Here is a 20,082-nt window from a genome sequence, read left to right as displayed (position 1 = left end):
CCGGCCGCTTGAGTACGCCCTGCGCCGACGCCATGCAGGATGGCCTCCCCCTCTCCTTCCGGAACCCCGCATGAGCCTCCCCGAATCCGACACGCAGCCGGCTGCCCTGCTCGACCAGCCGCTGGAACGCGTGGTGCGCGACGGCGTGGAGTACGTGGTGCTGGGCACGGCGCACGTGTCGCGGGCCAGCGTGACCGCCGTCGAGGCGCTGGTCGCCACCGAGGCGTTCGATGCGGTGGCGGTGGAACTGTGTCCCAGCCGCGCCGAAGGCATGCGCAACCCGGACGCGTTCAAGCAGATGGACCTGTTCCAGGTGATCCGCCAGGGCAAGGTCGGCATGGTCGCCGCGAGCCTGGTGCTGTCCTCGTTCCAGCAGCGCCTGGCCGCGCAGTACGGCATCCAGCCGGGTGCCGAGATGAAGGCCGCGATGGACGGCGCCGACCGCGCCAACCTGCCGGTGTGGCTGATCGACCGCGAGGTCGGCACCACGCTCAAGCGCGCCTGGCGCAGCGTCGGCTTCTGGTCGCGCTTCGGCCTGCTTGGCGGGCTGATCGCCAGCGTGTTCGAACGCGAACACGTGGACGAGAAGGAGATCGAAAAGCTCAAGGAAGGCGACCTGCTGGAAAGTGCCTTCGGCGAGTTCGCGCAGAGTTCGGCCGCGCTCTACGGAAGCCTGATCGGCGAACGCGACGCCTTCATGGCCGCACGCCTGCGCGAACAGGCGCAGACGGCGCCGCAGGTGCGCCGCGTGCTGGTCGTGATCGGCGCCGGCCACCTCAGGGGACTGTGCCGGCAGCTGCGCGAGCAGCAGGAGCCGCCGGCCTTGCGCATCACCGAACTGGCGCAGTTGCCGCCGAAGGCGCGCTGGCCCAAGTGGCTGGCGCTGGGCCTGGTGCTGCTGGTGTTCGCGGCGATCGGCTACGCCTTCCACCGCAACCCCTCGCTCGGCGCGCAGGCGCTGCGCAACTGGGTGCTGTTCACCGGCGGCTGCGCCGCGCTGGGTGCACTGGCGGCCGGCGCGCATCCGCTCAGCATCCTGGCGGCATTCATCGCCGCGCCGATCAAGCCGTTCCGCCCCGGCATCCCCGCCGGCGGCATCAGCGCGATGGCGGAGGCCTGGATCCGCCGGCCGCGCGTGGCCGACTTCGAGACGCTGCGCGACGACATCGGACAATGGACCGGATGGTGGAAGAACCGCGTGGCGCGCACCCTGCTCAACTTCATACTGGTCAGCGCCGGCACCGTGATCGGCGAGTACGCGGCCGGGATCCAGATCGTCAAGAGCCTGTTCTGACCGGCCGTATCGCAAGGGCCTGCGCCGGATCCGCGGTGGACGTCGGTTGTCCCTCGCGTAACGCAGCCTTTATACTTCCGCGACTTTGCACCCTACCGACCTAGCGTGGGAATGATCTCGATGATTCGACTGCAACTGCTCGGCCTGACGGTGGCCGCAGCCCTCCTCGCCGCCGGCAACGCGCATGCCGCGGGCGACAAGGCCAACGGCCGCAAGCTGGTCTACACCTGCAACGGTTGCCACGGCGTGCCCGGCTACACCAATGCCTATCCGGACTACCCCGTGCCGAAGATCGCCGGGCAGAACGAGCAGTACATCATCAACGCGCTGCATGGCTACAAGACCGGCGAACGCACCCACCCGACGATGATGGCGCAGGCGCAGAGCCTGTCCGACCAGGACATCGAAGACATCGCCGCCTACCTCTCCAGCCTCGCCAAGTAAGCCTGAAGGATCTTCCATGAAGCGCGCGCTCACCCTGCTCATCTTCGGCGCCGTCCTGGCGTTGTCCTCCACCGTGCTGATGGCCGAAGGCAATGCCGCGAACGGCAAGACCAAGGCCGCCGCCTGCTTCGCCTGCCACGGCGCCGACGGCAATGCGGTCGACCCGCAGTACCCGCGCCTGGCCGGCCAGTACAACCTGTACATCCAGCAGGCGCTGCACGAGTACAAGGACGGCCGCCGCAACAACCCGATCATGAAGGGTTTCGTGGCCACCCTGTCCGACCAGGACATCGAGGACGTCGCCGCCTATTTCTCCAGCCTGCCGACCAAGCTCGGCACGCTGGACGGGCACATCCAGGGCGACAAGTAAGCCCCGCTCCCACCGGACAGAAGCAAAAGGCCCGCCTCGGCGGGCCTTTTCATTCATCCCCTCTGCGGGGAGAGGGTTGGGGTGAGGGGCCGTCTTGCGGCCAGGCTTCGCTCTCCCACCCCATCGTTTCGCCGGAGCACGGCTCGCTTCCGCTTCCCCGTGAACCCCGCCCCTCACCCCAGCCCTTTCCCCGAACCAGAGAGGGCGCAAGGCACTTGACGTCGGGGCCATCACCCCATCGCCGAGCTACCCGCCTTTTCCTTGTAGTACGGATTGGCTCCGCCACTGTGGTCGGTCGCGTCACGCACCGCGGTGATCTCCGGCACGCGCTCGCGCAGCGTCTTCTCCACGCCGTTCTTCAGCGTCACGTCGACCATGCTGCAGCCGTGGCAACCGCCGCCGAACTGCAGCAGCACCGTGCCGTCCGCGCCGACCTCGAGCAGGCTCACGCGGCCCCCGTGCGAGGCGATGCGCGGGTTGATCTCCGCCTCCAGCACGTAGCGCACGCGCTCGACCAGACCCGCCTCCGCGCCGGGAATCTCCCCCTTGATGCGCGGCGCGCGGATGTTGAGCTGGCCGCCGGTCGGGTTGGGTTCGTAATCGATGCTGGCGCCCTCCAGCCAGCGCGCGCTGTCGCCTTCCAGGTAGAAGTCGAAGCCCTCGCACTCGACCAGCCACTCGTTGCCGCTGAGCTCGCGCGGCTCGCAGAACTCCAGCTCGCAGTTGGCCGCCGGCGTGCCCGGGGCGGTGACGCGCAGCAGGATGCCCAGTTCGTCGCCCTGCTGGGCGAGCAGGCGCCGGAAATGCTGCTGGGCACGGTCGGAAATGTCGATCATCAGTGGGTTCTCCAGCGCCGGCGGGGACGGTCCGGCGAAAACAGCACCATTTTAGTCCTGTTTTGCCCGAAAGTCCGGCTTTGACTTTTCCGGTCGCAGCTTCGACGCTTCGCGTTTCCCGTTCATGGAGACCGCAATGAACCTTACCGAGCTTTCCCGCCAGCACTGCCAGCCGCGCAAGGGCAAGGAACACGCGCTCGCGCCGGACCAGGTCCAGGAACTGCTCGCCGGCCTGCCGGGCTGGCAGCTCGCCCTGGACGGCAAGGCGATCGTGAAGGACTTCCGCTTCCCGGATTTCCACCGCACGCTCGGCTTCATCAACGCCGTCGGCTTCATGGCCAACCGCGAAGACCACCATCCCGATCTCGAAGCCGGCTACGGCCACTGCCAGGTGCTGTGGTCGACACACGACGTGGGCGGCCTGTCGCTCAACGACTTCGTCTGCGCAGCCAAGGTCGAGGCGCTGCTGGCCTGATTCCGGTGCAGCCGCCCGGCTCGTGGTGCCGGGCGAGCATGTCATCGCTTGCTTTTTCCTTTCTGCCCAAGCAGATCCAGAAAGTTCTTCAAGTCGTCTGGCAGCGGCGCGGAGAAGCCGTAGGCGCGCCCCTCCAGTTCGAAGCCCATGTGGGCGGCGTGCAGGAACAGGCGCTGCAGCCCCTTCTCGCGGAAGCGCTTGTTGGCCTCGCGATCGCCGTACTTGGCGTCTCCGGCAAGCGGGTGGCCGACATGCGCGGCATGCACGCGGATCTGGTGGGTGCGTCCCGTACCGAGCGTCGCCTGCATCAGGCGGGCCCCGGGATACTGCTCCATCTCGCGGAAAAATGTCAGTGATGGCTTGCCGTTATCGGACACTCTTACCATCCGTTCTCCGCCCTGGAGCACGGATTTCTGCAGCGGCGCATTGACGTCGAAGCGGGCTTTGGACGGATGCCCGACCATCAGGCAGAGGTACTGCTTGGTCACCTCGCCCGCACGGATCGCTGCCTGCAGCCCGGTCAGTCCGGCGCGGGTCTTGGCGAACACCAGCACCCCGCTGGTGTCCCGGTCCAGGCGATGCACCAGCTCCAGGTGCTGGCCCGGGCGGGCCGCGCGCAGCAGCTCGATGGCGCCGTGGCTGACGCCCGAACCGCCGTGGCTGGCAATGCCCGCGGGCTTGTCGATGGCGAGGAAATGCTTGTCCTCGAAGATCACCGCGTCCGCGACGGCGGCCATCAGGTCAGGGGACGGCCCCTGTTCGACTGGCCGCTCGGCGGTGCGCACGGGGGGAATCCGCAGCGTATCGCCAGCACTGAGACGAGTGTCCGGCTTGGCCCGCTTGCCATTGACGCGCACCTGGCCGGTGCGCAACAGCCGGTAGATCATGCTCTTGGGAACGCCCTTGAGCAGGGTCGCCAGGGCGTTGTCGATGCGCTGGCCGTCGCGCTCGGGGCCGATATCGACTTGACGCACACCGTGAGGTGCGTCGTGGGAAGTTGCCGTCTGCATTGAAAAAAACCTGGGGTAATAGGATACTCGGCAGGCGCTTTATGTCCCCATCGGATTTTCGATAGCGGGGGGACGCCCGTCCGCGACGTCGGCGAGGATTGCGCCGGTGGCCACCCCGGCAGCCGGCCGTAAACTCCCACTCATCGTAACGGTTCGGGATGCCGTTGTCCGCCGCCAGGGGGTGGCGAGACGGCAGGGGCGCGTGCCACGAATCACCCGGTACCGGGAACGGTGCCGGTTCATTTTGCCGCCCACCCGCAGCGGCGCGATCCCGGCAGGCTGCCCTCCTAGGCGCCACCGCGGCACGCGACGCGCGGCAGGCCGAAGGAACAAAACTACAATGAAACGCATGTTGATCAACGCAACTCAGCGTGAAGAGTTGCGCGTGGCCATCGTCGATGGCCAGACCCTCTACGACCTCGATATCGAGATCCCCTCCCGCGAACAGAAAAAGGCCAACATCTACAAGGGCCGCATCACCCGCGTCGAGCAATCCCTGGAAGCCTGCTTCGTCGATTACGGCGCCGAGCGCCACGGCTTCCTGCCGCTTAAGGAAATTTCCGAGCAGTACTTCGCTCCCGGGGTCAACCCGAACAAGGCGGGCATCCGCGAGCTGCTCAAGGAAGGCCAGGAACTGGTCGTCCAGGTGGAGAAGGAGGAGCGCGGCAACAAGGGCGCGGCGCTGACCACCTACATCAGCCTGGCCGGCCGCTACATGGTGCTGATGCCCAACAACCCGAAGGCCGGCGGCGTCTCGCGCCGGATCGAGGGCGAGGATCGCCAGGCCCTGAAGGAGGCGCTGGACCACCTCAGCGTCCCCGACGACATGGGGCTGATCGTGCGTACCGCCGGCATGGGCCGCGACGCCGAAGAGCTGCAGTGGGACCTGGATTACCTGCTGACCCTGTGGAAGTCGATCTCCGAGGCGGCCGCCAGGCAGAAGGCGCCGTTCCTGATCTACCAGGAATCCAAGCTGTTCATCCGCGCCCTGCGCGACTACCTGCGCAACGACATCGGCGAGATCCTCATCGACGAGGAATCGCTCTACAACGACGCGCGCGAGTTCATGCAGCAGGTGATGCCCAACGCCTTGCGCAAGCTCAAGCTGTACAAGGACGACACCCCGCTGTTCTCGCGCTACCAGATCGAGACCCAGATCGAGAGCGCGTTCGACCGCCAGGTGCGCCTGCCCTCCGGCGGCTCGATCGTGATCGACCAGACCGAGGCGCTGACCGCGATCGACATCAACTCCTCCAAGGCCACCAAGGGCTCGGACATCGAGGAGACCGCGTTCAACACCAACCTCGAGGCGGCGGTCGAGATCGCCCGCCAACTTCGCATCCGCGATGCCGGTGGCCTGATCGTGATCGATTTCATCGACATGGACAGCCCTCGTCATCAGCGCGAGGTCGAGGAGAAGCTCAAGGACGCGCTCAAGCTGGACCGCGCCCGCGTGCAGGTCGGCCGCATCAGCCGCTTCGGCCTGCTGGAGATGTCGCGCCAGCGCCTGCGTCCGAGCCTGGGCGAGGCGACCCAGGTGGTCTGCCCGCGCTGCGAGGGCCATGGCCACATCCGCGGCGTCGAATCGCTTTCGCTCTCGACCCTGCGCCTGATCGAAGAGCACGCCATGAAGGACAACACCGGCCAGGTGCTGGTGCAGGCCCCGCCGGCGGTCGCCAACTTCATGCTCAACGAGAAGCGCGCCAGCGTGGTCGAGATCGAGCTGCGCAACAAGGTGCACGTGGTCATCGTCGCCGACGAGAAGCTCGAGACCCCGCACATCCAGATCCAGCGCATCCGCGAAGCGGACATGGGCGAGCACAGCAAGCCCAGCTACGAGCGGCTCACCGCCGTCGAGGCCGCCCCGATCCCGAAAATGGGCCAGATGCTCGGCAGCACCGAGCAGCCGGCGGTCAGCGGCATCGTCCCGGCCACGCCGGCGCCCGTGCGCGAGGAGGCCCCGGCGCCGACTCCGGCTCCGGTGGCGGCCGTCGCGGCCAAGCCTCGTACCACCGTCGCGCCGAAGCCGCAGGGTGGCGTGATCGCGCGCCTGCTCGGCTGGTTCCGCGGCACGACCGAGACCGAGGCCCCGGCGGCGCCCGCCCGCCGCGACAACGCCAACCCGCCGCCGCGCCAGAGCCGCCGCGACGAGCGTGGCCGCCCGCAGCAGGCGCAGGCCAGCAACCCGCAGCGCCAGGGCCGCCGCGACGGCAATGCGGCGCAGGCCGCCAAGGGCGGCGCGCCCGCGGCCGGAAAGAGCGGCCAGCGGCAGCGTACGAACGAATCCGGCTCCCCGCGCCAACAGCCCCAGCCGGCTGCCGCCAAGGAGCCGCGCCAGCCCAGACCGGCGCCGCCGGCTGCCCAGCCGAGCCCGGTCGAGGGCACCGCCGCGGCCGATGCCCGCCGCAACGCCCCGGCCAAGCCCGAACGCCCGTCCCGCCCGGCTCCGGCCGAGCGTCCCGAGACCTCCCCGGTCGCCGAGCCCGCGGCGGACGTCGAGACCGTCACCGCCGTCGCCGAGGCAGGCGCGCCCACCCAGGAGAACAAGCCGGAAGCCGAGGGCGGCCAGCCGCGCCGGCGTCGTGGTCGCCGTGGCGGCCGCCGCCGTCGCCGGCACGAGGACGGTGCAGCCGCTGCCGGCGTGGTGGCATCCGACGCGATCCAGGAGCTGGATGACGAGGACCGGGACGAGGACGTGACCGGTGCCATCGGCTCCCCCGCCGGCCTCGAAGCCGGCGCTGCCGCGGCACCCGAGGGCCTCCGCGAGCCCGCGCCCGCCGACGCCGAGCGTGCGGTGGAGGCGGCCGAAGCCCCGGCTGCCCAGCCGCTGCCGGTGCCCGAGATGCCGACCGAAGTGCCCCCCGCTCCCGCGCCGGTGGCCTTCAACCTGCCTACGCTGCCGCCGATTCCGGCGTCGCCCGCGGTCGAAGCATCGGCAATGGCCGACGAGTCGGTCGAGAACGCCGTGGAGCCTGCCGAGCCGGCCGTGAAGCCGGTCGCGGAGGCGTCCGCGCCTGCGCCGGCTCCGGCCGCCCCCCCAACGACCGACAGCACGTTCGTTGCGCCTAGTGCAGCCACCGCGGAGCACACGACGGCCAGCGAGCCGGCCGAAGCCGAACCCGCGATGGCCGCCCAGGACACCGCCCCGGTCGGCAACGCGCCCGTCGACGAGGACCTGCCGGAGCCGTCGACGACGCCACCGATGTTCACGCCGCCGCAGCCTCGCCAGGGCGACCTGCTGGCGCAGCCGGGCGGGTCCCGGCCCGCGCCGGCGCAGGACGCGCCGCGACCGGCCGAGACCGCGCAGCCGAAGGACGCGGCGCAGAGCTGAGCCTCTCGGGGGACGAAAAAAAGAAGGGCCGGACGTCGCCGTCCGGCCCTTTTTCGTGCGGCCCCGTCAGCCGACCTGGTGATGCGGGGCGTCGAGCAGGCCGTGCACCGTCATCAGATGCGCCAGGCCGATCACGTGTTCGACCTGCAGCTTTTCCATCAGGCGCTGCTTGTAGGTCGACACCGTCTTCGGGCTCAGGCTCAGCTGCTCGCCGATGACCGTGAGCGGCTTGCCGCGCACCAGCATCATCGCCACCTCCAGCTCGCGGCTGGACAAGGCGTCGAACGGCGAAGCACTGCTCCCGTCCAGCGTGGCCAAGGCGAGCTGCTGGGCCACCGCCGGCGCGAGGTAGCGGCGTCCGCCAGCGACCTGGCGCACGGCCACCAGCAGCTCGTCGGCCGCGCAGCCCTTGGTGAGGTAGCCCAAGGCGCCCGCGTCGAGCAGGCGCTTGGGAAAGCGCGCGTCGTCCACCACGGTGACGATGATGATATGGGTGTTGAGCTTGGCGCGGATCACCCGCTCGGTGAGCTCGATGCCGCTCATCCCCGGCATGTGCACATCCACCAGCGCCACGTCCGGCGCCAGCGTGCGTATCAACCTGAGTCCTTCTTCCGCAGTCGCGGCCTCGCCGCGGATGCGTACGTCCGGCTGCTGCTGCAGGATCATGCGGAAACCGGTACGCACCAATTCGTGATCGTCCACGAGCACGACATTGATCACTTCGGGCCCTCCTTGGGTACAAGTGAACCGAAAAGTAGGCGGGCGACCCGCCCATTGCAACCCCCGGCAACAAAAAACCCGCCAGCGGCGGGTTCGTTGCGTCTCCGGCCTGGAGAAGCCGGACTCTTCGATTGGTGCCCAAGGGGGGACTCGAACCCCCACGACTTGCGTCGCTACCACCTCAAGGTAGTGCGTCTACCAATTCCGCCACCTGGGCAGGTGTGTTGCCGTTATTTCGTCGAGGCCGGGGCCGGCACGTCCGACCTGGCCGGTACGGCGGGCACGTCGGCGTTCGACGTGGCCGGCGCCTTCGGCACGTCGGTGCCGGCAGGTGCCGCGGGCTGCGCATTCTGGGTGGGCGCGGGCTTGTTGGCAAGACCGGACATCACGCCCAGATCCGCCTCGGTACTCTGCGGCGCGCCACTGCGGCTCAGGTAGATGCCCATGCCCAGGCTCAGCACGAAGAACAGCGCCGCCAGCACTGCAGTGGCCCGGGTGAGGAAGCTGGCCGAGCCGCGCGCACCGAACACCGTCGCGGAGGCGCCGCCGCCGAAACCCGAGCCCGCATCGGCGCCTGCGCCGCGCTGCATCAGGATCAGCACGATCATCGCCGCGGCGATGAGGATGTAAAACACGCTGAAGATGACGAACATGTTCTCTTGGAATCCGTAGCGCTCAGTGCGCCGCGGCGCAGATGCCGAGAAAATCGACCGCGGTGAGCGAAGCTCCGCCGATCAACCCCCCGTCCACGTCCGGCTGCGCGAACAATGCCGCGGCATTCGCCGCCTTGACGCTGCCGCCGTAAAGCAGCCGGGTCAGACGGGCGATCATAGCATCTTCCCGCTCGAGTTGGCTACGAATGAAAGCGTGCGCCTGCTGCGCCTGTTCCGGCGTGGCCGTGTGCCCGGTGCCGATCGCCCACACCGGTTCGTAGGCGATGACCGCGCTGTAGAAGGCGGCGATGCCGTTGCGTGCGAGCACGGCGCCAAGCTGGCGCGCGAGCACGGCTTCGGTCTGGCCCGCCTGGCGTTCCTCCAGCGTTTCGCCGACGCACAGGATGGGCGTCAGGCCGGCGGCGCAGGCGGCGGCGAACTTGCGTGCGACCAGCGCGTCGCTCTCGCGGTGATACTGGCGCCGCTCCGAATGGCCGACCAGCACCCACTGCGCGCCGACGTCCGCCAACATGGCGGCCGACACTTCGCCGGTGTAGGCGCCCTGCCCCTCGTGCTCGCTGACGTCCTGGCCGCCGAAGCCGAGGCCGCTGCCGGCGTACCGCTCGGTCAGCGCGGCGATGTAGGGAAACGGCGGGAACACCAGCACGTCGGCCTGCTCGGGCCGGCCCGCGGCCAGCTCGGCCACCAGCGCCTCCGCCATCGAGCGGCTGCCGTGCATCTTCCAGTTGCCGGCGACGAGTTTCCTGCGCATGCCATCCCTACCTGTGCAAAAGCCGCAAGCATAACGACGCCCCGGTGACCCGGCAAACGCCTGCTGGCGCGCCCGGCTCCCCTCCGCCAAGATGGTCGCGCCACCCCGCTTCGGACGCCATCGCATGCCCCTCGACCGCCCGCTCAGCCTGGTCACCGGCGCCTCCGCCGGCATCGGCGCCGCGTTCGCCCGCGCGCTCGCCGCGCGAGGACACGACCTGGTGCTGGTGGCGCGTCGCGCCGACCGCCTGCACGCACTGGCAATACAGTTGCGGGCGGCACACGGCACCGCGGTGCACGTGAGGCCACTGGACCTGGCCGATCCCTCGGCGCCCCAGCGACTGTGCGCCGCACTCGCCGCCGAAGGCCTTGCCGTGGACTGGCTGGTCAACAACGCCGGCTACGGCGTGCCGGGCACGTTCGAGGCGAGCGCCTGGGAAGTCCACGCCGCGTTCCTGCAGGTGCTGCTGACCGCGCCGACCGAGCTGGCGTGGCGGCTGTTGCCGGGCATGCGCGCGCGCGGCTACGGCCGTATCGTCAACGTGGCCTCGCTGGCCGGCCACGTGCCCGGATCGGCGGGACACACGCTCTACGCGGCCAGCAAGGCCTACCTGATCAAGTTCTCGCAGTCGCTGGCGCTGGAGAACCGCGCGCACGGCGTGCACGTGTGCGCCCTGTGCCCGGGCTTCACCTGGTCGGAGTTCCACGACGTCACCGGCACCCGCGCGCTGGTCGGCAAGCTGCCGCGGTTCCTGTGGCAGCGTGCCGAGACGGTGGTGGACGAAGGCGTGGCGGCGGTCGAACGCGGCCAGATCGTGCACGTCACCGGACGGGCCAACCGCGCGATCAAGGCGCTCGCCAAGCTGATCCCTGACCGGCTCGGCCTGTGGTTGTCGGCACGGCAGTCGCGGCGCTACCGCCAGCTCGACTGAGGCATACGGAACGCAAGCCTCGGGGGTGCTAACGTGGCCCGCTCCTCGTTGCGAAGACCGCCATGAGCCTGTTCCCGACCCAGATGCGTCCGCTGCCCTACCGCAAGCCCACCGAGGGCCGCGACTACTGGGTGCTGGACGATGCCCTGCCCGATCCGCACACCGTGCGCGAGCGGTGCCTGGCCAAGACCGACTGGGAATACGGCTTTCCCACCACCGGCGAGGCGTGGCCGGGCATGCGCGCCTCGCCGGCGCTGCTGGGGGACGAACTGGCCCTGATCGAGGCCAAGGTGCGCCAGGCCACCGGGGCGAAGAAGCTGTGGGTGGAGCAGACCGAGGCCGGGCAGAAGCTCAACCACAACTGCGTGCAGGTGGTCGGTGCGGTCGAGGGCGCGGTCAAGCCGCACACGGATTCGCTCAACCTGTGCCGCTACGCCGCCGTGCTCTATCTCAACCCGGACGTGCCCGACAGCTGCGGCACCAGCTTCTTCCGCCAGCGCATGCCCGGCGGACAGCTGGGCGGCAACATGGTGGCGCCGCCCTACCGCAACCTGGTGGACGCGCTCGGCAACCGCTTCGTGCAGCCGAACGCCTTCGCCGAAGACGTGCGCGTGGCCCATCGCTTCAACCGCCTGCTGCTGTACAAGGCCAACATCGTGCACAGCGCCAGCGCGTACTGGGGGCTGGACGACGTAGCCAGCAAGCGCATGACGGCGGTGTTCTTCTGGATGGCGTAGCGGCCCGCTACGTGTCGCGCGTGCAGGTGAGCGTGTCGCCGACCACGAAGTCCTTGCCGTTGCGCGCGACCTGCCAGTCGACGCGGTAGCGGCGCGGACCCAGCCGCGTGTAGGCGAAGCGCTGCGCCGGCGCCACCTCGGCGGCCGATTCCCAGGTCAGCGTGTCTTGGCGGAAACCGTCGGAGCCGAAGCGGCGCACGCCGCCGAAACTGTCCACGATCGCCGCGTTGAAGCGCCCGGCCCTGGCGTCGTAGGCCCAGGTTTCGATGGCGTGGTAGCGCGCGCCGGGCGAGGTGTCGTCGTGGTGCTTGACCAGCGCGGCACCCTGCAGGTCGGCGACGTAGGTCATGCGCGAGGCGATCGTCCTGCCGCTGGCGGGAAACACGCCTTCGCACCGCCAGCTGCCCTGGAAATAATCCAGGGTCCGCATCGGCTGTGTGTCGGTAGCGTTGACCGACGTGGCTGCGAGCAGGAGCAACAGGGAGATGTGGCGCATGGCGTGGCCGTTGCAAGGGAGACCCTGCAACGCTAGGCGGCCGGGTCATGTGACGCATCGACCGGAAGTCATGCCCGCAGCAGAGTGCACCCTGGCGTGGCCCGGCCACCGGCGGCCGGGCGGCATCGAGCAACGCGCGGCGCGCCGGCGCCGCTCCGCGCGCCAGTGCTTCCAAGGCCCGGAAAGCAGGAGCGACCTTGCTCGCGCAGCGCGGGCTGTCGGTCAGATCAGCTTGATCTCGCGCAGGCGCTGCATCAGATACTCGTGCGAGGTCAGCGAGGTGTCGTAGCGGCTGGGGTTGTCCGGCGTGACGCACTCGGGCAGCGGGTCCAGCACCACGTCCGGGTTCGGGTGCAGGAAGAACGGCACCGAGTAGCGCGGTTTGCGGGCGTTCTCGTTCTGCGGGTTGACCACCCGGTGCGAGGTCGACGGATACACGTGGTTGGTCAGGCGCTGCAGCATGTCGCCGATGTTGACCACGATCGCGTCGCCCTCGGTGGTGATCGGCAGCCACTGGCCCTCGCTCAGCACTTCCAGCCCCTCGGCGCTGGCGCCGACCAGCAGGGTGATGAAGTTGATGTCCTCGTGGGCGCCCGCGCGTACGTTCGGGATGTTCTCCTCGGTGATCGGCGGGTAGTGGATCGGGCGCAGGATCGAGTTGCCCTGGTCGGTCTTGTCGTCGAAATAGCGCTCCGGCAGGCCGATGTGCAGCGCCAGCGCGCGCAGCACGCGGGTGCCGAGCGCATCCAGCGCCTCGTACAGGCCGTAGCCGTAGGGCTTGAACTCGGGCACCTCCTGCGGCCAGAGGTTCGGCGGCATCACCTCGGCGAACCTGGAATCGCGCGGGATCTCCCTGCCGATGTGCCAGAACTCCTTGAGGTCGGGATAGCGGCTGTCCTTGGCCGTTTCGACCTTGAACGGGGTATAGCCGCGCGCGCCGCCGGAGCCGGGCACGTGATACTTCATCTTGGTCTCGGTCGGCAGCGCGAAGAAACGCTCGAAGGCCTGGTAGGCCCCTTCGACCAGTTCGCGCGGGATGCCGTGCCCGCTGATGCAACAGAAGCCGAACTGGCGATAGGCGGCACCGAGTTCGGCGACGAAAGCGTCGCGGTCGGTGTCGTAGCGGCGGATGTCGAGCGTCGGAACTTGCTTCATGGATTTTCCGTCATGTGCGTGTGCGCGGCGGATTTTACGGCGTCGGCCAGCCAACCGGCCAACTGCTGCACTTCGCCGGCATCGGCACCCTCGATGGTGACCCGCACCACCGGCTCGGTACCGGACGCACGCAACACGACGCGGCCCCTGCCCTGCAGGGTGCGTTCCACCTCGGTCAGCGCATGGCGCACGGTATGGCTCGCCAGCGCCTCGCGCGCGCCCTGGGCACGCACGTTGACCATCACCTGCGGCAGCTTCTGCAGGCCGCGGCGGGCCAGCGCGAGATCCTGCCCGGAGGCGGCCAGCGTCTCCAGCACCGCCAGCGCGGCGATGATGCCGTCGCCGGTGGTGGCGCGGTCCAGGCACAGGATGTGGCCGGAGGTCTCGCCGCCGAGAATGCCGCCGTGGGCCTTGAGCTGCTGCAGCACGTAGCGGTCGCCCACGTTGGCGCGGATCAGCGGCACCTCCAGCTCGGCCAGCGCCTGCTCCAGGCCGTAGTTGCTCATCAGCGTGCCGACCACCGGGCCGCGCAGGCAGCCACGCGCGAACAGGCTGCGGGCGAGCACGTAGAGGATGTCGTCGCCGTCGGCGATGCTGCCCGCGCGGTCCACCAGGATCACGCGGTCGCCGTCGCCGTCGAAGGCGACGCCGATGTCGGCGCTCTGCGCCAGCACCGCCTGCTGCAGCGTCTGCGGATGGGTCGAACCCACGTTGTGGTTGATGTTGAAGCCGTCCGGCTTGTCGCCGATGGCGCTGACGTCGGCGCCGAGTTCGGCGAAGACCTTGGGTGCCACCTGGTAGGTCGCGCCGTGCGCGCAGTCGAGCACGACCTTCATGCCGCGCAGGGTGAAGTCCTCGGGCACGGTGGACTTGCAGTACTCGGCGTAGCGCGCCACTGCATCGGCCACGCGGGTGGCCTTGCCCAGCTGCTCGGACGGCACGGTGGCGAAGTCGGCGTCGAGCTCCTGCTCGATCGCCTGCTCGATCTCGTCGGAAAGCTTCTCGCCCTGGGCCGAGAAGAACTTGATGCCGTTGTCCGTATGCGGGTTGTGCGAGGCGCTGATCACGATGCCGGCGACCGCACGCATGGAGCGGGTGAGGTAGGCCACCGCGGGCGTCGGCATCGGCCCCAGCAGGCCGACGTCCACGCCGGCGGCGACCAGACCGGCCTCCAGCGCCGACTCGAACATGTAGCCGGACACCCGCGTGTCCTTGCCGATCAGCACCAGCGGCTTGCGCTGCGACTCGCGCGCCAGCACGGCGCCGGCCGCACGGCCCAGGCGGAGCATGAAGTCGGCGCTGATCGGCCACTGCCCGACCTGGCCACGAATGCCGTCGGTGCCGAAGTACTTGCGTGTGCTCATCATCATTCCCTGCGGTGGCGCCACTGAGCGGACCGCACCTAAGTAACTCAGTCTTCGTCGGGCCAGCGTGGAGCAGTGAGACGTACGTCACGCCGCGGCGTGTCGCCTTCGTGCACGGCACGCCAGATCGCGAGTGCGTCAACGGTGGCGGCCACGTCGTGTACACGTACCATGCGCGCGCCACGCTGTACCGCGACCAGTGCGGCCGCCGCCGAGCCGGCCGCGCGCGCTTCGCCCGCGGGCCGGCCGGTGAGCGCGCCGATCATCGACTTGCGCGACAGCCCGACGTAGACGCCCGCGCCCAGGTCCGCGAAGCGCTCCAGCGCGCGCAGCAGCGCCAGGTTGTGCTCCAGCGTCTTGCCGAAGCCGAAGCCGGGGTCGACCAGCACGCGCCGCTTGTCGACGCCGGCCAGTTCGCAGGCGAACAGGCGATCGGCCAGGAAGCGGTGCACCTCGCCCACCACGTCATCGTAGCGCGGGTCGTCCTGCATGCTGCGCGGCTCGCCCTGCATGTGCATCAGGCACACCGGCACGCGCAGCTCGGCGGCGGCATCCAGTGCTCCTTCGCGGCGCAGCGCATAGACGTCGTTGACCATGCCGGCGCCCGCGGCCACCGCGGCCCGCATGACCTGGGGCTTGGAAGTGTCCACCGCGATCGGCAGCGTCGTGCGCGCGGCCAGCTGCTCGATCACCGGGATCACGCGGCGCAGCTCCTCCTCTACCGGCACTTCGGCCGCGCCCGGGCGGGTCGACTCACCGCCGACGTCGAGCATGTCCGCGCCCTGCTCCGCCATCGCCAGGCCGTGGGCCACCGCGGCCGCGGTGTCGGCATGGGCGCCGCCGTCGGAGAACGAGTCGGGCGTGACGTTGAGGATGCCGACCACGCGCGGGCGGTCCAGCACCAGCCGGCGGCCGGCGCAGTCGAGCACGATCGCGAAGGGATCCTCGAACATGGTCAGTCCCGGCCGCCCAGCGCGCCCATGTGCAGGCGGTAGTAGCGCAGTTCCTCGATCGAGTCGCGGATGTCCGACAGCGCGGTGTGCGCCGACTCCTTGCTCAGGCCACGCGCGATGGCCGGCGCCCAGCGCCGCGCCAGCTCCTTGAGGGTGGACACGTCCAGGTTGCGGTAGTGGAAATGGCGCTCGAGCCGCGGCATCTGCCGGTGCAGGAAGCGACGGTCCTGGCAGATCGAGTTGCCGCACATCGGCGACTTGCCCGGCGGCGCCCAGTCCTTGAGGAAGTCGAGCGTGGCCTGCTCGGCCTGGGCGTGGTCGGTGGTCGACTCGAGCACCTGCTGCCACAGCCCCGACTTGCGGTGCTGGTTGCGGTTCCAGCTGTCCATGGCTTCCAGCCGGTCGACTTCGTGGCGGATCGCGAACACCGGCCCTTCGGCGAGCACGTTGAGGTCCTTGTCGGTCACGATCGTGGCGATCTCGAGGATGGAGTCGGTGTCGGTGTCCAGACCGGTCATCTCCAGATCGATCCAGATCAGGTTGTCGTCGTTGGCGTGGCTCATGCGTCCTCCTTGGAGCGCGCAAGTCTAGCGCAGGCGCCCGCGCCGCTCCGCATGCGATGATCCGGCCATGCAGACCTTCCTCTGGCACGACTACGAGACCTTCGGCGCGGACCCGCGCAGGGACCGGCCGGCCCAGTTCGCCGGCATCCGCACCACCGCGGAGCTGGAGATCGTCGGCGAACCGGTGATGTTCTTCGCGCGCCCGCCACGGGACATGGCGCCGGACCCGGACGCCTGCCTGATCACCGGCATCACGCCCCAGCAGGCCGAGCGCGAGGGCGTGTCGGAGGCCGGGTTCGCCGCGCGCGTGCACGAGCAGCTCGCGCAGCCGGGCACCTGCGGCGTCGGCTACAACTCGCTGCGCTTCGACGACGAGTTCACCCGCCAGCTGCTGTACCGCAACTTCTACGACCCCTACGCGCGCGAATGGGAGAACGGCAATTCGCGCTGGGACCTGATCGACCTGGTGCGCATGTGCCAGGCGCTGCGCCCCGAGGGCATCGTCTGGCCGGTCCGCGAGGACGGCACGCCGAGCTTCCGGCTGGAGCACCTGGCAGCGGCCAACCACCTGCAGCAGGATCGCGCGCACGACGCGCTGTCGGACGTGCACGCGTTGATCGGCCTGGCCCGGCTGATCCGCGTGCGCCAGCCGCGGCTGTGGGACTGGCACTTCGAGCTGCGCCGCAAGCAGAAGGTATTCGGGTTGATCGACGTGGTCGGCATGACGCCGCTGGTGCACGTGTCCTCGCGCTACCCGGCCAGCCGCCACTGCCTGGCGGTGATCATGCCGCTGGCGATGCATCCGGCGCGCCCGGGCGAGGTGATCGTCTACGACCTGGACGCCGACCCGTCCGGCTGGCTGGCGCTGGACGAGGACGAGATCGCCGACCGCATCTTCACCGCCCGCGCCGACCTGCCCGAGGATGTCGAGCGCATTCCCCTGCGCACCGTGCGGGCCAACCGTGCGCCCGCACTGGCGCCGCTGTCCGTGCTGCGCGACGTCGACCACGGCCGCCTGCGCCTGGACCTGGAACGCTGCCTGCGCCACCACGCCGTGATGCGCGCCAGCGCCGGCCTGGCCGACAAGCTGTGCCGCGTGTTCGCGCGGGCCGCCGCCATGGCACCGCCGGAGGACCCGGAACTCGCCTTGTACGACGGCTTCCTGCCCGACGCGGACAGGCGCCTGCTCGCCGAGGTGCGCGCCACGCCCCCGGAGCAACTGGGGCGCCGCACCTTCCCGTTCCGCGACCCGCGCTATCCGGAGCTGCTGTTCCGCTACCGCGCGCGCAACTGGCCCGCGACGCTCGATGCGGAGGAACAAGCCCGCTGGGAGGCCTTCCGCCAGGCCCGCCTGACCCGTCCCACGCCCCTCACCGCGCGCACGCTCGACGACTACTTCGCGCGCATCGCGGTGTTGCGCCGGGAGCGGCCGGAGCAGACCGCCCTGCTGGACCAGCTGGACGCCTGGGGCCTGACCCTGGCGCCCACGCCCGCCGTGGCCTGAGCCCCGGCACGTAGGCCACGTGTAGCGGCCGGTGTGGCCTCGATGGCCGATAATGCGGCCATGGCCCAGACCTACTTCACTCCCGCCACCTTCCGCTTCCTGCGCGCGCTGGCGCGCAACAACAGCCGCGAGTGGTTCGCCGCGCACAAGGCCGACTACGAGCGCCACGTGCGCGAGCCTTTCCTCGCGCTGATCGCCGACATGGCGGCGCCGCTGGCGAAGATCAGCCCGCACTACCGCGCCGATGCACGCAGGAACGGCGGCTCGCTGTTCCGCATCCACCGCGACACGCGCTTCTCCCACAACAAGCTGCCCTACAAGACCTGGCAAGGCTCGCGCTTCTTCCACGCGCGCCGCCACGAGATCCCGGCGCCCTCGTTCTACCTGCACATCGAGCCGGGCGATTGCTTCGCCGGCGGCGGCATGTGGCACCCGGAGCCGGACACGCTGAAGACCATCCGCGCCTTCCTCGCCGACAACCCGGCGGCGTGGAAGCGCGCCACCCAGGGCAAGGCGTTCCGCGAGCACATCACGTTCTGGGGCGAGTCGCTCAGCCGCCCGCCGCGCGGCTTCGACCCGGGGCACGAACTGATCGAGGACCTCAAGCGCAAGGATTTCGCCGCCTGCCAGGGCTTCGACGAGGCGCTCGCCTGCTCCCCCGAACTGCTGCCGTGGACGGTGGAAAGCTTCAAGCGCGTGGCGCCGATGATCGACTACCTCTGCGCCGCGCAGGAACTCGAGTTCTGAGCGGGCTTTCTTCTATTCGGTAGAGGCGAGCTTGCTCGCGATGCTTTGCTCGGCCCGGGCAGCTTCCAGGCCAAGGCATCCCGAGCAAGCTCGCTCCTACGGTAATCCACCGGGGCGGCGCAGCAGGGCGATGGCCACCGCCATGCCGAGCACCGCCGTGGCGGCCACGTAGTGCGCCGGCGCGAGCACGCCGAAACGCGCCACCAGCAGGCCGATCAGCGGCGGGGTCAGCCCGCCGAACACGGCGTAGGCGACGTTGTAGGAAGCGGACAGCCCGGAGAAGCGAACCGGCGGCGGGAACGCCTGCACCATCAGCACCGGCACCACGCCGACCACGCCCACGGCGAAACCGGCCACCGCGTACAGCGCGACGAAGTGCGCGCCGCCGGCGGCCAGGCCGAGGTACAGCGCGTAGCCGGCCGCCAGCAACCCGGCCGCCCCGAGCAGCAGCGCCCGCGCCGGACCGATCCGGTCGGACAGGCCGCCGTAGAACAGGCAGCCGACCGCCAGCGCGAACGAGGCGACGTTGTTGCCCAGGAAGGCCCGCGCGGGCGCCACGTGGAACGCGGACTGCACCAGCGAGGGCGTCATCAGGATCAGTACCACGATCGCCGCGGTGAGCATCCAGGTCACCAGCATCGACAGCAGTACGGCCGGCCGGTGCCGCGCCGCCACCTGCGCCAGTGGCAGGCCGGCGACCAGCTCGCGGCGCGCGTGCATGGCCTGGAACACCGGCGTCTCGCTGAGCCAGCGGCGCAGCCACACGGCAAGGAAGCCGAACACGCCGCCGACCAGGAACGGCAGTCGCCAGCCATAGGCCAGCAAGGCCTCAGGCGCCAGCGAACGGTTGATGCCGGCGGCGACCAGCGAGCCGAGCAGGATCCCCACCGTGAGCCCGGAGGTGAGGCTGGCGCAGGCGAAGCCGACCCGGCTCGGCGGCACGTGCTCGGCCACGAACACCCACGCGCCCGGTACCTCGCCGCCGACGGCGACGCCCTGCACCACCCGCAACAGGAGCAGCAGCAGCGGCGCCAGCATGCCGACCTGCGCGTACACCGGCAGCAGGCCGATGCCCAGCGTGGGCAGCGCCATCAGGAACACGCTCAGGGTGAACATGCGCTTGCGGCCGAGCTTGTCGCCGTAGTGCGCCATCACGATGCCGCCCAGCGGCCGCGCCAGATAGCCTGCGGCGAAGATGCCGTAGACCTTCAGCTGCGCCAGCCAGGGGGCGCTGTCCGGCGGAAAGAACAACTGGCTGAGCGGCAGCGCGAAGAACACGAAGACGACGAAGTCGTAGAACTCCAGCGCGCCGCCGAGGGCGGCGAGCAGCAACGTGCGCAGATCCGCGCGACCCAGGCGCGCAGCGGCATCCACCGGCACCGCGGCTGCGTTCATGACGCCTCAGGCCCGCCTGTTCTTGAACAGCATGCCGACGCCCAGCGCGATCAGCACGAGCGGCCACCAGCGCGCGAACAGCTCGCTCAGGTGCAGTTCGAAGCCGAAGTTGCGCAGCAGGAACAGGACGCCGACCACGATCAGGATGATGCCGGGCACGCTGGGACGCATCGGAGGCTCTCGCCGGGAACGGAAGCGGCCACTGTGCGCATGCCCGCGCCCGGCGTCAACGGGCTAGGTGTGTAAACCCACCAGGTTGTTCATGGCAATGCGGGTGATAGGAGGCTGGTAGTCAACGCTGGCATGCGGACGGTGCCAGTTGTATTGATGCA

21 protein-coding genes and 1 tRNA gene are annotated in these 20,082 nt (G+C 69.7%); 9 read left to right on the top strand and 13 right to left on the bottom strand.

Annotation, left to right across the window (positions count from 1 at the left end):
* Window positions 1-70: 70 nt before the first annotated feature.
* From WAT24_RS11410 to WAT24_RS11400, 3 genes are all read left to right on the top strand, one after another.
* Window positions 71-1,294 (top strand): TraB/GumN family protein, encoded by a 1,224-nt coding sequence (locus WAT24_RS11410; RefSeq protein WP_336807997.1) that lies wholly within the window; start codon window positions 71-73, stop codon window positions 1,292-1,294.
* A 120-nt stretch (window positions 1,295-1,414) separates the two neighbouring features.
* Window positions 1,415-1,738: a c-type cytochrome gene (locus WAT24_RS11405; RefSeq protein WP_336807996.1), complete on the top strand. Its 324-nt coding sequence runs from the start codon at window positions 1,415-1,417 to the stop codon at window positions 1,736-1,738.
* A gap of 16 nt (window positions 1,739-1,754) precedes the next feature.
* A complete protein-coding gene (locus WAT24_RS11400) occupies window positions 1,755-2,108 on the top strand; it encodes a c-type cytochrome (protein WP_336807995.1) in 354 nt (117 codons plus the stop codon).
* A gap of 230 nt (window positions 2,109-2,338) precedes the next feature.
* Here the strand turns inward: WAT24_RS11400 and WAT24_RS11395 are convergent, their stop codons facing one another.
* Window positions 2,339-2,944 (bottom strand): NfuA family Fe-S biogenesis protein, encoded by a 606-nt coding sequence (locus WAT24_RS11395; protein ID WP_336807994.1) that lies wholly within the window; start codon window positions 2,942-2,944, stop codon window positions 2,339-2,341.
* Between the two features lie 136 nt (window positions 2,945-3,080).
* On the opposite strand from WAT24_RS11395, the gene WAT24_RS11390 reads away from it, so the two are divergent.
* Entirely contained in the window at window positions 3,081-3,419 is a 339-nt protein-coding gene (locus tag WAT24_RS11390) for a 4a-hydroxytetrahydrobiopterin dehydratase (RefSeq protein ID WP_336807993.1), read from the top strand.
* A 41-nt stretch (window positions 3,420-3,460) separates the two neighbouring features.
* Here WAT24_RS11390 and WAT24_RS11385 read toward each other — a convergent pair whose 3' ends face one another.
* Window positions 3,461-4,429, bottom strand: coding sequence for an RluA family pseudouridine synthase (locus WAT24_RS11385; protein ID WP_336807992.1), 969 nt, complete (start codon window positions 4,427-4,429; stop codon window positions 3,461-3,463).
* Window positions 4,430-4,778: 349 nt separating this feature from the next.
* On the opposite strand from WAT24_RS11385, the gene WAT24_RS11380 reads away from it, so the two are divergent.
* Window positions 4,779-7,760 carry an Rne/Rng family ribonuclease gene (locus tag WAT24_RS11380; protein ID WP_425605299.1) on the top strand — a complete coding sequence of 994 codons (2,982 nt, stop codon included), beginning with the start codon at window positions 4,779-4,781 and terminating at the stop codon, window positions 7,758-7,760.
* 66 nt (window positions 7,761-7,826) lie between these two features.
* Here the strand turns inward: WAT24_RS11380 and WAT24_RS11375 are convergent, their stop codons facing one another.
* From WAT24_RS11375 to tpiA, 4 genes are all read right to left on the bottom strand, one after another.
* The gene (locus tag WAT24_RS11375) at window positions 7,827-8,480 is read right to left on the bottom strand and encodes a response regulator (protein WP_336807990.1); all 654 of its coding nucleotides are present in this window, start codon (window positions 8,478-8,480) and stop codon (window positions 7,827-7,829) included.
* Window positions 8,481-8,612: 132 nt separating this feature from the next.
* Window positions 8,613-8,697: transfer RNA gene (locus WAT24_RS11370), tRNA-Leu, on the bottom strand.
* A 13-nt stretch (window positions 8,698-8,710) separates the two neighbouring features.
* Window positions 8,711-9,133, bottom strand: coding sequence for a preprotein translocase subunit SecG (gene secG, locus WAT24_RS11365; protein WP_336807989.1), 423 nt, complete (start codon window positions 9,131-9,133; stop codon window positions 8,711-8,713).
* A gap of 22 nt (window positions 9,134-9,155) precedes the next feature.
* A complete protein-coding gene (gene tpiA, locus WAT24_RS11360; RefSeq protein ID WP_336807988.1) occupies window positions 9,156-9,905 on the bottom strand; it encodes a triose-phosphate isomerase in 750 nt (249 codons plus the stop codon).
* A gap of 124 nt (window positions 9,906-10,029) precedes the next feature.
* On the opposite strand from tpiA, the gene WAT24_RS11355 reads away from it, so the two are divergent.
* Both WAT24_RS11355 and WAT24_RS11350 read left to right on the top strand, forming a co-directional pair.
* Window positions 10,030-10,836, top strand: a complete 807-nt coding sequence (locus WAT24_RS11355; protein WP_336807987.1) for an SDR family NAD(P)-dependent oxidoreductase — start codon at window positions 10,030-10,032, stop codon at window positions 10,834-10,836.
* A 62-nt stretch (window positions 10,837-10,898) separates the two neighbouring features.
* On the top strand, window positions 10,899-11,573 hold the full coding sequence (locus WAT24_RS11350) for a DUF6445 family protein (protein ID WP_336807986.1): 675 nt from the start codon (window positions 10,899-10,901) through the stop codon (window positions 11,571-11,573).
* Window positions 11,574-11,580: 7 nt separating this feature from the next.
* Here the strand turns inward: WAT24_RS11350 and WAT24_RS11345 are convergent, their stop codons facing one another.
* From WAT24_RS11345 to orn, 5 genes are all read right to left on the bottom strand, one after another.
* Complete coding sequence (locus WAT24_RS11345) at window positions 11,581-12,069, bottom strand: hypothetical protein (RefSeq protein WP_336807985.1); 489 nt, start codon at window positions 12,067-12,069, stop codon at window positions 11,581-11,583.
* Window positions 12,070-12,291: 222 nt separating this feature from the next.
* The gene (locus WAT24_RS11340; protein WP_336807984.1) at window positions 12,292-13,224 is read right to left on the bottom strand and encodes an isopenicillin N synthase family dioxygenase; all 933 of its coding nucleotides are present in this window, start codon (window positions 13,222-13,224) and stop codon (window positions 12,292-12,294) included.
* Window positions 13,221-14,588, bottom strand: coding sequence for a phosphoglucosamine mutase (glmM, locus tag WAT24_RS11335; RefSeq protein ID WP_336807983.1), 1,368 nt, complete (start codon window positions 14,586-14,588; stop codon window positions 13,221-13,223). The genes WAT24_RS11340 and glmM overlap by 4 nt, the downstream gene beginning before the upstream one ends.
* A 47-nt stretch (window positions 14,589-14,635) precedes the next feature.
* Window positions 14,636-15,541, bottom strand: coding sequence for a dihydropteroate synthase (gene folP / locus WAT24_RS11330; protein WP_336807982.1), 906 nt, complete (start codon window positions 15,539-15,541; stop codon window positions 14,636-14,638).
* A 2-nt stretch (window positions 15,542-15,543) separates the two neighbouring features.
* On the bottom strand, window positions 15,544-16,104 hold the full coding sequence (orn, locus tag WAT24_RS11325; protein ID WP_336807981.1) for an oligoribonuclease: 561 nt from the start codon (window positions 16,102-16,104) through the stop codon (window positions 15,544-15,546).
* A 67-nt stretch (window positions 16,105-16,171) separates the two neighbouring features.
* Here orn and sbcB point away from each other — a divergent pair, with 67 nt between their 5' ends.
* Together sbcB and WAT24_RS11315 are read left to right on the top strand one after the other, a co-directional pair.
* On the top strand, window positions 16,172-17,608 hold the full coding sequence (gene sbcB, locus WAT24_RS11320) for an exodeoxyribonuclease I (RefSeq protein ID WP_336807980.1): 1,437 nt from the start codon (window positions 16,172-16,174) through the stop codon (window positions 17,606-17,608).
* A 60-nt stretch (window positions 17,609-17,668) separates the two neighbouring features.
* Window positions 17,669-18,355 (top strand): DUF2461 domain-containing protein, encoded by a 687-nt coding sequence (locus tag WAT24_RS11315; RefSeq protein ID WP_336807979.1) that lies wholly within the window; start codon window positions 17,669-17,671, stop codon window positions 18,353-18,355.
* 96 nt (window positions 18,356-18,451) lie between these two features.
* On the opposite strand, the gene WAT24_RS11310 is transcribed toward WAT24_RS11315, so the two are convergent.
* Both WAT24_RS11310 and WAT24_RS11305 read right to left on the bottom strand, forming a co-directional pair.
* Window positions 18,452-19,750, bottom strand: coding sequence for an MFS transporter (locus WAT24_RS11310; protein ID WP_336807978.1), 1,299 nt, complete (start codon window positions 19,748-19,750; stop codon window positions 18,452-18,454).
* Between the two features lie 6 nt (window positions 19,751-19,756).
* Window positions 19,757-19,921 (bottom strand): LiaI-LiaF-like domain-containing protein, encoded by a 165-nt coding sequence (locus WAT24_RS11305; protein WP_336807977.1) that lies wholly within the window; start codon window positions 19,919-19,921, stop codon window positions 19,757-19,759.
* Between the last annotated feature and the right edge of the window lie 161 nt (window positions 19,922-20,082).

This window comes from Fulvimonas yonginensis, from assembly GCF_037137055.1.
Lineage (GTDB): Bacteria > Pseudomonadota > Gammaproteobacteria > Xanthomonadales > Rhodanobacteraceae > Frateuria_A > Frateuria_A yonginensis.
The sequence above is the reverse complement of the archived record's forward strand: the minus strand, read 5'-3'. Positions and strand labels throughout refer to the sequence as shown.